Source organism: Jatrophihabitans sp. (genome assembly GCF_035474675.1).
In the GTDB taxonomy this organism is placed as follows: Bacteria; Actinomycetota; Actinomycetes; order Mycobacteriales; family Jatrophihabitantaceae; genus Jatrophihabitans_A.
Genome location: NZ_DATINC010000098.1, coordinates 1 through 13,290 on the forward strand (window position 1 = coordinate 1; position 13,290 = coordinate 13,290).

Sequence of the window (13,290 nt, forward strand, 5' to 3'; positions counted from 1 at the left end):
ACCTCGACCTCGGCAGGAGTGCGCCGCATGTGGACGAAGCCCGCGCCGGCCAGGACCAGCAGGACCGCTGCGCCGCCGAAGGAGGCGAAGGCCGCGTAGCCGGCGATCTCACCCATGGTGTCGAAGGCGTAGGCGTTGAGCAGCAGACCGCGCAGCGTCTCGCCCCGGAACATCGTCTGCACCTGGCCCGCGAGCTTGGTGTCGTCGGGGTTGGCCAGGGACTGCGAGCTCAGCTGGGCGTAGGTCTGGCCGCCGCCAATCTCGGCGAGGTGAACACCGATGAAGTGGTCGGCGTAGGCCTTGGCCTGCGCGCCGGTGGTCAGCTGCTCACCGGCGTACTTGCGCACGGCGGCGAACTCCGGGCCGGCGATGTCCTTGCTGTCCTTGGCCGGGAAGTAGATCTGCTGCGCCGCGAGCTGGCTGTGCACCTCGTCGCCGACGAAGTTGTGTGCCCAGACCAGCAGCGATCCGGCGATGACCAGAACGGCCGCGAGGAACAGTCCAGCTGCACTGACCAGCTGGTCGAACGTCTTGCGCTTCATCTCGTCTCCCTGGTGATGTGGGTTGCTTTCCTCAACTGTCGCCGACCACGGGGCAGGGCACTGCCGGAGAAAGACCTGCTTTGCCGGGACCAAGGTCCTCGATCTCGCGAAGCGGGTGCCGGCCTCCTGCGGCCTGCGGTCGGCACATGCAGGGAGCCACGCCCCCCGTGAGGTCGTGGCTCCCTGAGTTCTTGCGGTACGTGGTGCTACCGGTCGGCGGCCCTCCCGGCCGCACGGTCTACAGCGTCCACCGGTGCCGGCTGATGAACGGCAGCCTGGCCCAGAACTTCCCGAGGCCCCAGGTGTTGCCGGCGTAGGTGGCGGCCAGCACGATCAGGGCGATGGCGTAGACGACGTGGTAGTCCACCAGCGGGTTCACCGAGCCGCTGGGCGCGCCGGCGCTGGTGTGCTGCGCCAGCGGGAACTCCGCCAGCCACATCAGGGCCATCATCGCCACCCCGGCCACCGCGGCGATCCGCAGCGCGACACCGGCGATCAGGGCGACCCCGATGCCGAGCAGACCGAGCATGAACAGCCAGTTCACCCAGGTGTCGCCGGCCATCGAGTGGAATGTCGAGCTCATCGGGCCGACCTCCACCGAGGACAGGAAGCCCTTGGTCGGCGAGCCGCCGTGCATCCAGGCCTTGGCCGACGGCGTCGCGTAGTGCAGCCCGAAGGTCTTGTCGAGGAAGGCCCACAGGAACACGAAGCCGGTGACTACCCGGAGGACGGCCAGTACCCGGGTGGCGAAGGAGGTGACCATGGCACCCCGGACGGTGACCTCCTCGTGCGCGCGGGTAACGCTCGAACTCTGCTGCGCGGTCATGATGATCGCTTCCTTCCTCTTCTGATCGCTACACCTTCACTCTGCTCGTGCTCGCCGCGCTCCGGACGAGGCCGAGGGCCCCACCTGGCAGGACCAAAGTCCGTCGGATGGGGCCCTCGGTCGCCGGCGTCAGCGGGGAGACGAGGCCGCGCTGACCTCCGGCCGGTCCTGCTCGGCACCCGGCAGGTCCGCGGCGGCCTGCGGCCGGCCGACCACCGCGATCGGGCAGGGCGAGCGGTGCAGCAGCCACGAGGCGACCGAGCCGAGCCGGGAGAACCAGTGGTCGTCGGCGCGGTGGCAGCCCACCACGAGCAGGTCGGCGCCGATCGCCGCCTCTTCCAGGGCCCACTGAGCCCGCACCCCGACGAAGCTCCTCTCCACGGCCACCTCAGGGAAGTCGCCGGCTACCTGCGCCAGGCAGTCGGTCATCACCCGGGACTCGATCCGCTGCACGTCGCGCAGCACCTCGGTGTCGGTCAGGGCATAGGTGCCCCAGCCGAGATCACCCCAGGACCGCACAGCCAGGACCGAGCACTTCCGTTGCCGGGCCTGCTCGAAGGCGAACCGCAGTGCCTGCCGGCCGCCGCGGCTCGGCGACACCCCGACCACCACGACGTTCCTGCGCTCGGCGTTGGGTGGTCCGTAACCGTTGAGCACGACGACCGGGCAGTGGGCATGCGCTGCCACCGCCTGGCTGATGGAGCCCCGGACGAATCCCGAGATGCTGCCCTCGACCTCGGTGCCCAGCACCACCATGGTGGCGGACTTGCTCATGGCAACCAGCAGGTTGGCCGGATCCGTCACGTCCAGCCGGGTCTGGATCGGCAGGTCGGGACACGCCGCACGGACGGCCTCGACCGCCTGGCGGAGCAGCGTGCGGGCGTGCTCGTCGATCTCGTGCAGTGCCTGGGTCATCGTCGCGTCGGACAGCACCGGTTCGTACAGGTAGAACCCCGCGTGCACCAGGACGAGCGGCAGGTTGCAGCGTGCCGCCTCGTCGGCGGCCCAGAGCACCGCGCTCCGGTTGACGGGTGAGCCGTCCACACCGACGACCACGGGCTTGGCAGATACTGCGTCCATGACTCGACCTCCGATCGGGGAAGCAGTTCCAGCTGACCCTCTCAGTCCATCGAAGTCCGGGAGCCGCCGACAGGGGCTTTAGTACCTCCCTGCCGGGCCCGGCTGAGGACGTCCGGCGCGGCGGAACTCAGCCGTGCGCGGTCGTGCGGTCGACCACGATGTCCTGCAACCGGCGGCGCATCGAGGCTGAGGTGACCCCCGCCTTGCCCACCCGCACCAGGACGTGCGGATTCATGGTCAGTCCCAGCTCGATTCGCAGCTGTTGCCGCAGATAGGGAATCTCGATCGCCTGGGTGAACAGGCTGGCCACGTACCCCTGCCGGGTGATCTCCAGCCAGAGGTGCTCCAGTGCCTCGCCGGCCCGCAGCCAGGACACCGGGTCGTCCCCGGCGGTACCGAGCGCGAACAGCGACTGGCCGAGGTGGGATCGGGTCTCCGGCGGTAGCGATCCGGTGCCCCGGGTGTCGAAGTCGCGGATCGGGATGTCGTCTTGGGACTCCCCGGTCACCCGCGGCACCGTGATCGCCGGAACGCCGTCCGGCCGGGTGGGATCGTCCGTCGTCCAGGTTCGCAGCTCGGCCCGGTAGGCAGGGTCGGCGTTCTGCAGCCGGTCGGCTTCCTGGCTGAGCCGGGCCACCGCGAGACGGTGCTGCAGGTCGTCCAGCTCGACGAGGATTGCCTGCTCGGCGGACGCCGCCTCGAGAAGCTGTGCGGTCAGTTCCGGGCTCACGACCTCGTCGGTGAAGCGGCGGCGGTTGGTCTGCCTGCTGATGATGCACCCGTCCAGCAAGCCGATCGGCGGTATGGTGCCCGGCTGGTCGCCCAGTGCGATCCGGGCGACGAGAGTCGGATGGAACCCGTCCGGGAAGCGCTCCACCACTGCGTCATAACCCTGGGCAGCCAGCGCCACCCTGGCGTTGAAGACCGCGCAACCGCAGCTAATCAGCAGCTGCCGGCCGGTGGAATCTAGAACGGCCAGCTGGCGGCGCGGGTCGGAGTAGATCTCGAGCGCACCATCGGCGAGGACGAAGCGCCACGGCTGGGTGTTGTGCACCGACGGGGCCAGCCGGGCCTGCCGGGCAGCCTGGAGCAACAGCTCGGTGCGGGTTTCCACTGAGCGCGTCATGGGAATCCCTCCGCCTTCGATCAGCCCTGCTGACAGCTTGGTCCGCAGCCGCCGTCGGCAGCAGGGCCGAAGGTCACCGGCCGTCCGCAAGCCGGCCGGGTGAGGCTCAGCCCGCCAGGACGTCGAGCACGTCGGCCACCGGGCGGCGCGGAGTGCGTGCCGGCTGGGCCGCGTCGGGTGCCGGGTAGCCGATCCGGAGCATCATCTGCGGCAGCGCCTGCCAGCCCATCAGGGTCTGGACCCGGTTGCGGAAGGCGACCAGGTCCACCGCCTGGCTCAACGGGCAGGTGCCGAGCCCGAGCAGTTCCGCCTCCAGCATCAGGCGCATCATCGCCTCGCCGGCCCGCAACTGCTCCAGCGGGGTGTCGGAGTCGGTCAGCAGCACCGCAATCAGCGGATGCTCGTCGACGTCGCGCTCGATGAGCAGCCGGCCGGAGACGCCGATCTCGAAGTCCCGCAACGGCACCTCGGTGTGCCGGGGCTGTCCCGGCGGCACGTTCGGTATGGCGCCGGCCGGAACGCCGTCGGCATGGACGTTCTCCTCGCGCAACCACCGGTTCATCTCGGCCAGGTAGTCGGGATCGTTGCGCTCGGTGCGGTCGGCCCAGCTCACCGCCACCGCGAGGTCGACCCGTTGCTCGGTGCGCATCGGGAAGTCCGGGTAGACGCCGGTGCCGGCGGCGACGCCGCGCAGCAGCTCCACCAGCTCGGGTTCGACCTGCCGCGCGGTGAACGGCCTGCGGTCGCTCTGCCGGCGCTGCGCGGCCGCGAACAGCTCCAGCTCCCGGGCCGTCGCCGGCCGCCGGGTCGCCAGCCGGAACTCGGCCAGCAGGTCCGGATCGGCCGGGTCGGGAAGCCGCTCGACGGAGACGTCCCAGCCCAGCGTGCGCAGGCCGAGCTCGGTCAATGCCAGCGCCGCCCCGCAGCTGATCAGCAGGGAATGCCCGTCCGGGTCGGCGACGCCCAGCTGCCGGTCCCGGTCGGCGCGCAGCGACAGCCGGTCCGGGCGCAGCTGCCAGCTCCACGGTTGGGTGTTGTGGATGGACGGCGCCCGGTTGGCCACCGCGATGATCGGCTCGATTCCGGTGCGGTCGAACGGACTCGCCGCCGCGGTGGGCTGCCCGCTCGTCCCGGCGGTAGCAGTCGTGGTGTCTGACATGAAAGTTCGCCTCTCTGTTATTCCGGACGCCCTGCGATCACCGGCGGCCGGTTCCCGTGCACCACCAGCACCGGGCACTTCGCGTGCTCGGCGCAGTGCGAGCTGACCGAGCCGAGCAGCAGCCCGGCGAAACCGCCATGGCCACGACTGCCCACCACCAGCAGGCTGGAGGAGTCGCTGTGCTCGAGCAGGGCCTGTGCCGCACTGCCCTCGCAGACCACGGCCTGCACCTCGCGCGGCGGGTCGGTGGCGAACACCTCGGCCAGTACTTCTTTCAGCATCCGTTCGGCATCGGCCTGCGGGTCCATCTCCGGCGGGACGTAGGACGATCCCGCCGCCCAGGCGAAGCTGGCCGGGATGTGCCAGGCGGTCACCGCGTGGATAGCAGCACCGGTCCATTCCGACAGGGTGCCGGCCCAGCGCAGCGCCAGCTTGGACTGCTCCGAGCCGTCCACGCCGACGACTATCCGATCGATGGTTCCGGTTCGAGTGGTCATGACCGCCTCCTTGGTCTCATGACCAGCTTCCAGTCCGCGTAGCGCGAATATCAGGGTCGAACGTCCCGGTCTGTTCAGTCCGACACCACCGCACGCAACACGTCGAGCTTGGCCGCGCGCCGGCTCGGCGGCACGGCCGCGATCATGCCCGCCACGGCGGCGATCAGCACCACGGCCAGCAGGCTGATAACGGGGACCCGGAATACCGTGATGCCTTGGTCGTGCATGGCGGCCACCAGGGACCAGCCGAAGAAGATCCCGATCGCCAGGCCCAGCAGGGTGCCTTGCAGGGCGATGATCACCGACTCCCACCGGATCGCCGATCTCAGTTGCGATCGGGTCATGCCGACTGCCCGGAGCAGCCCCACCTCCCGGGTGCGCTCGGTGATCGACAGCGCCAGCGTGTTGGCGATACCGAGCAGGGCGATGACGATCGCCAGCCCGAGCAGCGCGTAGATGAGGGCGAGTAACTGGTTGAACGGCGCGGTCTGGTTGTGCGTGTACTGCGCCTTGTCGAGCAGGTCGACGCCGGGATAGTCCTTGGCCACCGTTCCGACCGCGGCCAGCGCGGCAGCAGTCGACACCCCAGGTGCCTTCCGGATCAGCACCTTGCTGTCGAACTGGCCGGCGAAGTTGGCCTCGTAGCCTGATCGGCTCAGCAGGTAGTTGCCGGCCTGGGTGTTGTCGGAATAGATCAACGCCAACCGCAGGGTCCGCGGTCCGGTCTTGGCGAACACCGCCGGTATCTGGCTGCCGATCGTCCAGCGCTTGTCCCGCGCGGTCTTGTCGTAGACCGCGATGGACCCGGCGTCGAGGTCGTTCACCGAGCCCTCGCGCGGATCGATCCGCATGATGGAGAGCAGCGTCGCCGGATCGCCGGCCTGCAGGAACGTGCCGGCTCCGCCGATCTGGGCCACCCCCTGCCGGAGTCCGGCGGCGACCGCCACCTCGGGTAGCTTCGCCACCCGCTCGGCCAGCGCCGGGTCCACCCCGCCACCCACTCCGCCGCCGGTGTCCAGCACGATGTCGCCGGTGAAACCGCTGCTGATCGAGTGGTCGATGGAGGCCTTGGCCGAGGAGACGAAGATCGTGATGAACCCCACCAGCCCGACCCCGATCATCAGGGCGGACGCGCTCGCGGCCGTCCGTCCGGGATTGCGCATCGCGTTCTCCCGGGCGATCTCGCCGGTGATGCCGCGCAGCCTGGGCAGCGGCGCGCCGATCAGCCGGCTGAGCGGCGATGCCACGCTACGGCCGAGGACGGACATCCCGAAGAACACCAGCAGCGCCCCGGCACCGACCAGCCGGACCGGTTGGGAGACACCGCCGAACAGCCCCCACAGCAGGCTGGCCACGCCCGCGGTCAGGACCGCGGCACCGACCAGGATCCGTTGCCTGGAGCCGTAGCCGGTGCCGCCGGCGACTCCCAGTTGCATGGCTGCGACCGGCGGCACCTTCGCGGCCCTGCGGGCCGGCGAGAGCGCGGCGACCACGGTGACCCCGATCCCCACCACCAGGGCGATGATCTCGGTGCCGGGCCGGACGACCACCCCCTGCGCCGGGATGTCCACACCGGTGGCTTTCAGCAGGTTCTTCAGTCCGACGGCGACCCCGACACCGGCCACCATGCCGACCAGCGAGGCGATCAGCCCGACCAGGAACGCCTCGATCAGGACCGAACCGAGGACCTGGCGCCGGCTGGCTCCGAGCGCGCGCAGCAATCCGTTCTCACGGGTGCGCTGGGCAACCGTGATGGCGAAGGTGTTGAACATCATGAAGCCGCCGACCAGCAGCGCGATCACGGCGAAGATCAGCAGGAAGGTGTTGAAGAACGACAGTGCCTTGCGGATGGCGCTCTGGTTCTCGGCGGTGATCGCCTTGCCGGTGATCGCCTCGGTACCGGCCGGCAGCACCGCGCCGATCCGGTGGGCGAGCTCGGCCTGCGACACCCCGGCAGTCCCGACGATCTCGATACTGTCGAACTTGCCGGGCTCGGCCACCAGTCGCTGGGCGGCGGCCCTGGTGAAGATCACCGTGGTAGCGCCGCCCGGGGAGTCGGCGTTGCCAAACCGGGCGATCCCCGAGATCCGTACCCGCTGCGGCGGCCCGAGCACCAGCACCGTGGTGGTGTCACCGACGGCCAGGTGACCGTCACCGGCGCTCTTCTTGTCGATCACGACCTCGTCGTCCGCCCGCGGCGGGGCGCCGGCCACCAGGTTGAACGGGTTGAGCGCACCGGTGTCCGACCACGCGGTGCCCAATACCGGCGCGCCCGTGGTGGGATTGCCGAGCGCCTTGCCGCCCTTGCCCACCAGGCGGGCGTATCCGAACACCCCGCCCTCGGCGACCGATACGCCGGGGACCGCCTGTACCCGGGGGATCAGCGCGGCGTCGACGCGGCCACGTAGGTCAGCGCCGCCCTGGGGGCCTTCGAAGGCCGCCTTGACGCGCACCACCACGTCGGTACCCCGGTAGACGTCGGCGAACAGGTTGTCGAAGGTCTGGCGCATGGTGTCGGTGAGCACCAGGGTGCCCGCCATGAACGCCACCCCGAGCGCGATCGCCAGCGCGGTGGCCAGCATCCGGAACCGGTGCGCGAGCAGGCTCTTGAGCGTCGTTGCGAACATGGCCGTATCACTCTCCGAACAGCTTCATCCGCTCGAGCACCTTGTCGGTGGTCGGGTCGGCCATCTCGTCGACGATCCGGCCGTCCGCCAGGAACACCACCCGGTCGGCATAGCCGGCCGCGCGCGGGTCGTGGGTCACCATGACGATGGTCTGGTGCATGGCCTCGACCGCTTGCCGCATGAAGGCCAGTACCTCGCCGCTGGAACGGGAATCGAGGTTGCCGGTCGGCTCGTCGGCGAAGATGATCTGCGGTTTGCTGGCCAATGCCCTGGCCACCGCGACGCGCTGCTGCTGGCCGCCCGACAGTTCCGACGGACGGTGCTGCAGGCGGTCGGCCAGGCCCATGGTCTCGATCACGTTGTCGATCCAGGCCCGGTCACCCGAACGGCCGGCCAGCCGCAGCGGCAGGGTCACGTTCTCGATCGCGGTCAGGGTCGGCACCAGGTTGTAAGCCTGGAAGACGAAGCCGACCCGGTCGCGCCGCAGCACCGTCAGCTGGTGGTCGTTGAGCGTGCTCAGGTCCTGCGCGCCGATGTAGGCATGGCCGGAGGTGAGGGTGTCCAGACCCGCGATGCAGTGCAGCAGGGTGGACTTCCCGGATCCGGACGGCCCCATGATCGCGGTGAACCGCGGGGCCAGGAAGTCGACGGTGATCCCGTCGAGGGCACGTACCTCGGTCGAGCCGTGCCCATAGACCTTGCTGGCGTCGACGGTGTGCGCCGCGACGGTGGGTTCGGCCCTGGTTGCCGGGCCGGCGAGGGTGGCGGACATGGCAGCATCTCCATCTCGACGGGCGCACGGTGGATGCGTCAGAACTGGAACACCACGCGCGCCGGGATCCGCCCGGCCAGCACGTCAGCCATCGACTCGTTCACCTCGTCGATCTTGCGGTCGACGGCGATGACCTTGGTACGCCCGGCGGCGTGCAGGGCGAAGACGTCGGCGAGGTCGTTGCGGGTGCCGACGATGGAGCCGACAACGGTCTTGCCGCTGAGCACGGTGTCGAAGATCGGCACGCTCAATGCGGCGTTGTCGGCCGGTAGCGCCACGCACACCAGCCGGCCACCGCGGCGCAGCGACCGGTAGGCCTGGTCGAAGGATTGCGGTGAGGCGGCCAGCGCCACCGCCACATCGGCACCACCCAGAGCCTGGATGGCCCGGACCGGATCGGTGTCGCGGGCGTTGACCACGTGGTCGGCGCCCAGCTCGGTCGCCATCGCCAGCTTGTCGTCGGAGATGTCGACGCCGATCGCGAAGCCTCCGGCGATCCGGGCGTACTGCAGGGCCAGGTGACCCAGGCCGCCGACCCCGAAGATCGCCACCGTCTCGGCCGGCTTGACGTTCGCGACCTTGATCGCCTTGTAGGTGGTGACTCCGGCACAGGTCAGCGGGCCGGCATCGCGCGAGCTGACCCTGTCGGGCACCGGGGTCGCGAACGCCGCCGCCACCACGGCGTACTCGGCGAACGATCCGTTCACCGAGTAACCCGAGTTCTGCTGGGATTCACACAGCGTCTCCCAGCCTCCGATGCAGTAACGGCACTGCCCGCAGGCCGAGCCGAGCCAGGCGATGGCGACCCGGTCGCCGACCGAGCGGGTAGTGACGCCAGCGCCCAGCCGCTCTACGTAGCCGATGCCTTCATGGCCAGGAACGAACGGCAGGCTCGGCGTCACCGGCCAGTCGCCGTGCGCGGCGTGGATGTCGGTGTGGCACAGCCCGCTGACCTCCATCCGGACCAGGACCTGGCCAGGTCCCGGCTCCGGGATCGGAACGTCCTGGATCTCCAGCGGGGAGCGGAAGTCGGTGACGACGGCGGCTTTCATGACATTCTCCTGTAGTAGATGCGCTGACATGCCTTCCTCGACTCGAGCCAACTCCGGTTCCGCGCGGGCAGGAAGGGTCGATCGTCCCGAGCTGATCGGCCGCTGCCGCCGTAGTTGCCGGACTCAGGGCCGCAACAGCGCAACCTTCGAACGCACGCATGTCAGGCCACGCGGTCGGCCGTCGGCATATTGGTCGGTGCCGTCGGCAGGACCGGGCCGGACACCGGGCCCGCGGGATCCGGGCCGCCGTTGTCCAGACGGAAGGGTGGGTACTGGTCGGTCAGCAGCGCGACGTAGGCCAGCACCCGGTAGCACCACCGGTTCAGCCCCAGAATGAAGTCGTACAGCGCCGAGGGGTAGCGCCCGGTCACCGCCAGGATCACCGCGGCGATGATGGCCAGGACGGAGATCAGGCCGCCGCCACCGGCTATCCGCCAGCCGCCGTCGCCACCCAGTCCCCAGCCGCCGGCGAAGAAGCCGACGATGATCAGGTGGGGCAGCGCCAGCAGCCACCATTTCACCAGGACCAGCCAGCGCGAGAGCCGCTCCGGGTAGTCGACGGTGAACCGGGCGGGGTAGCTCGGGTCGTCGTGCAGGGTGAACGGTGGGTACCGGTCGGTCGCGAACGCCCCGATGGCGTAGTAGCTGACCCGCCAGGTCCAGCGCATCACCCCGACCGCGTAGTCGAACAGCCCCCGCGGATAGCGGCCGGTGAACAGGATCGCGAAACCGGCGACGATCGTGGTCACCACCAGCCCGATCCACAGGAACACCAGGACCACGACATGGGGGATGGCGAGCAGCCATTTCACCAGCCACAGCCAGCGGCTCAACGGCTGGCCGGGAACGCCCTCCAAACGTGCCGGGTAGGTCGACGCGGTTGACATCGTGCTCAGCTCCTTCCTGCCGGGGACCGGGATCTCCTCGGCATCCGGCATCGGACTCACTCCTGTCGAGCGTGGTGGCCTCCGATGGTGGGCCCGGCGCGAGAGGCGGGTAAGGGGCCAAAGGCCCTGGCTGGGCGGCGGCGGTTGCGGACACGCTCAGGTGGGGAAGGAGCAGTAGATGTCCGAGGTCCGCGTGGCACGGGCGGCGCCGGCACCTGAGCAGGTGCCTGCCGCCGTCAACGGTCTCAGTGCCACCGAGGCCCGGCTCCGGCTGGCGACCGACGGGCGCAACGAACTTTCGGTACGGGCCGAGCCACGGGTGCTGTCCGCCGTCCGGGACCAGATCGGCGACACCGTCGTGGTGGTCCTACTGGTCGCCGCGGTCCTCACCGCCGCCGTCGGCGACCTGCCCGACATGGGCGTCATTCTCGCGGTGATCGTCCTCAACACCACCCTGGGGACGCTGCAGCAGCTCCGCTCCGACCGGGCGCTGGCGGCGCTGTCGACGCTGACCGCGCCGCGTGCCACGGTGCTGCGGGACGGGCACGCCCGCGATGTCGACGCCGGCGAGGTGGTGGTGGGTGACCTGCTGGAACTGGCGGCCGGGGACATCGTGCCGGCCGACGCGCAGCTCATCCGCTGCGAGTCGTTCACCGTGGACGAGGCGATGCTGACCGGCGAGTCGGTGCCGGTCGGTAAGGCTGCCGGTGACCCGGTGCTCGCCGGCTCGGTGGTGACCCGGGGGCATGGCTTTGCGGTGGTGCGGGCCACGGCGCACGCCACCGTGATGGGCGGCATCGCGCGTGGCCTGAGCGGCACTGCCGCGACCGCCACGCCGCTGCAGCGACAGCTGGCACTGCTGGGCCGGCGGCTGGCTGTCGCGGCAAGCGCCGCGGCGCTGGTGGTGATCGTGCTCAACTTGGGCAACGGTCGCAGCTGGGAGACCAGCCTGGTGCTGGGCATCAGCCTGGCGGTCGCCGCGATCCCGGAGTCGCTGCCGGCGGTGGTGACCCTGTCGCTCGCGCTGGCCGGGCATCAGCTGGCCGGGCAGGCAATCCTGGTGCGCAAGTTCTCCGCGGTGGAGGCGCTCGGCTCGGTCACCGTGCTGGCCATGGACAAGACCGGCACGCTGACCGAGGGACGGATGGCACTCGACCGGCTGTGGACGCCCGACGGCAGCGCCGAGGCGGCGAAGAGCCTGCTGGAATACGCGGTCCTGTGCAGTGACGCCTGCCGGAACGACGACGGCACTCCGCAGCGCAGCGACGATCCCACCGAGATCGCGCTGGTCCAGCGGGCGCTCGGCGCCGGCATCGACGTCGCCGCGCTGCGCCGGGCCGCGCCGCGGATCGCCGAGTCCCCGTTCGATGCCCGCACCGCGATGATGAGCACCACGCACCGGACGCCGGGCGGTGCGGTGCTGCGCATCCGCAAGGGTGCGCCGGAGGCGCTGCTCAGCGGGGACGAGCTGGCCGGCGTCGCCTCGGGCACCCTCAGCTCCTGGGTGGCCGACGGCCTGCGGGTGCTGGCGGTCCGGGCGGCAACCGCTGCCGGACCGGAGTCGCTGGCGGCGGACCGGCTGGTCGGCCTGCTCGGGCTGGTCGATCCGGTTCGCGCCACCGCGCCCGGCATGATCGCGGCGTTCCGCCGGGCGGGTGTCCGGCCGGTGATGATCAGCGGGGACCACGCCGGCACGGCGGTGGCGGTCGCCCGCAAGCTGGGACTGGACACGACCGGGCGGGTGCTGACTGGGGCGGAGCTCGCCGCGGCCGAGATCGGGGACGGCCCGGACCTGACCGGGCTCTCGGTGGTCGCGCGGGTCCGGCCGGAGCAGAAGACCATGGTGGTGCAGGCGCTGCGGCGGCAGGGCAACGTCGTCGCGATGACCGGCGACGGCGTCAACGACGCGCCGGCGCTGCGCTCGGCCGACATCGGCATCGCGATGGGCAACGGCACCGAGGTGGCGAAGCAGGCCGCGGCTATCGTGCTCAGCTCGTCCGACCTGGCGGCGATGGTGCCGGCGATCGTGGAAGGCCGCCGGGTGTACGACAACATCAGCCGGTTCCTGCGCTACGCCCTCAGCGGGGGACTGGCGGAGGTGCTGATCATGCTGGCCGGACCGTTCCTCGGCATGGCGGTGCCGTTGCAGGCCGGGCAGATCCTGTTCGTCAACCTGCTCACCCACGGCCTGCCGGGGGTTGCCATCGGCAACCAGCCGGCCGGTGCCGACGCGGCCAGCCGACCACCCCGGCCGGTCGGCCATCGCCTGCTGGACCGGGGCCAGCTGTGGCGGATCGGCGTGCTGGGCAGCGTCCTGGCAGCCGCCAGCCTGCTGGCGGCCGGGTGGTCTGCCTGGCAGCACCGGCCGGCGCAGAGCACCCTGTTCCTGGCCCTGACCTTCGGGCAACTGGCGATCGCACTGGCCGGCCGGCCGGCCGAGCACCGGCTTCGGGACAACCGGATGCTGCTGGGATCGGTGCTGGTCAACGTGGCGCTGGTGCTGGCGGCGGTGTACGCGCCACCGCTGCGGGAGGTCTTCCGGACGACTCCGGTGACCGCTGCCGACCTGGTCGCCGCCGGGCTGGTCGCCGCGGGCCTGGCGGTGCTCGCCCGGCTGGTGACCACCCGGTACCCGGCCGGCCAGCCGTCCGCCGCGGTGGCCGGGACCTAATGCCCTGTTCCCGGTCCGGCGGGCCGGGGCACCCTGAACCGCTGCTCGTCC

Annotated in this window: 11 protein-coding genes; 1 reads left to right on the plus strand and 10 read right to left on the minus strand. The window is 70.6% G+C overall.

Going from position 1 to position 13,290, the window contains the following annotated elements:
- The 10 genes from VLJ82_RS11830 to VLJ82_RS11875 all read right to left on the minus strand — a co-directional run.
- Positions 1 to 542: hypothetical protein (locus VLJ82_RS11830; RefSeq protein ID WP_408663556.1), on the minus strand; the 542-nt coding region annotated here is incomplete at its 3' end.
- Between the two features lie 238 nt (positions 543 to 780).
- Positions 781 to 1,305: a hypothetical protein gene (locus VLJ82_RS11835; RefSeq protein ID WP_408663605.1), complete on the minus strand. Its 525-nt coding sequence runs from the start codon at positions 1,303 to 1,305 to the stop codon at positions 781 to 783.
- A gap of 192 nt (positions 1,306 to 1,497) precedes the next feature.
- Positions 1,498 to 2,448, minus strand: a complete 951-nt coding sequence (locus VLJ82_RS11840) for a universal stress protein (protein ID WP_408663557.1) — start codon at positions 2,446 to 2,448, stop codon at positions 1,498 to 1,500.
- A 127-nt stretch (positions 2,449 to 2,575) separates the two neighbouring features.
- Complete coding sequence (locus VLJ82_RS11845) at positions 2,576 to 3,574, minus strand: Acg family FMN-binding oxidoreductase (RefSeq protein WP_408663558.1); 999 nt, start codon at positions 3,572 to 3,574, stop codon at positions 2,576 to 2,578.
- 106 nt (positions 3,575 to 3,680) lie between these two features.
- Entirely contained in the window at positions 3,681 to 4,733 is a 1,053-nt protein-coding gene (locus VLJ82_RS11850; protein WP_408663559.1) for an Acg family FMN-binding oxidoreductase, read from the minus strand.
- Positions 4,734 to 4,750: 17 nt separating this feature from the next.
- A complete protein-coding gene (locus VLJ82_RS11855) occupies positions 4,751 to 5,230 on the minus strand; it encodes a universal stress protein (protein ID WP_408663560.1) in 480 nt (159 codons plus the stop codon).
- 74 nt (positions 5,231 to 5,304) lie between these two features.
- On the minus strand, positions 5,305 to 7,857 hold the full coding sequence (locus VLJ82_RS11860; protein ID WP_408663561.1) for an ABC transporter permease: 2,553 nt from the start codon (positions 7,855 to 7,857) through the stop codon (positions 5,305 to 5,307).
- A gap of 7 nt (positions 7,858 to 7,864) precedes the next feature.
- Positions 7,865 to 8,629 carry an ABC transporter ATP-binding protein gene (locus VLJ82_RS11865; protein WP_408663562.1) on the minus strand — a complete coding sequence of 255 codons (765 nt, stop codon included), beginning with the start codon at positions 8,627 to 8,629 and terminating at the stop codon, positions 7,865 to 7,867.
- Between the two features lie 38 nt (positions 8,630 to 8,667).
- On the minus strand, positions 8,668 to 9,681 hold the full coding sequence (locus VLJ82_RS11870; RefSeq protein WP_408663563.1) for a zinc-dependent alcohol dehydrogenase: 1,014 nt from the start codon (positions 9,679 to 9,681) through the stop codon (positions 8,668 to 8,670).
- Between the two features lie 161 nt (positions 9,682 to 9,842).
- Positions 9,843 to 10,568 carry a DUF4389 domain-containing protein gene (locus tag VLJ82_RS11875; RefSeq protein ID WP_408663564.1) on the minus strand — a complete coding sequence of 242 codons (726 nt, stop codon included), beginning with the start codon at positions 10,566 to 10,568 and terminating at the stop codon, positions 9,843 to 9,845.
- Between the two features lie 178 nt (positions 10,569 to 10,746).
- Between VLJ82_RS11875 and VLJ82_RS11880 the strand changes: the two genes are divergently transcribed.
- Positions 10,747 to 13,239 (plus strand): cation-translocating P-type ATPase, encoded by a 2,493-nt coding sequence (locus VLJ82_RS11880; RefSeq protein WP_408663565.1) that lies wholly within the window; start codon positions 10,747 to 10,749, stop codon positions 13,237 to 13,239.
- The last annotated feature ends 51 nt before the right edge of the window (positions 13,240 to 13,290 follow it).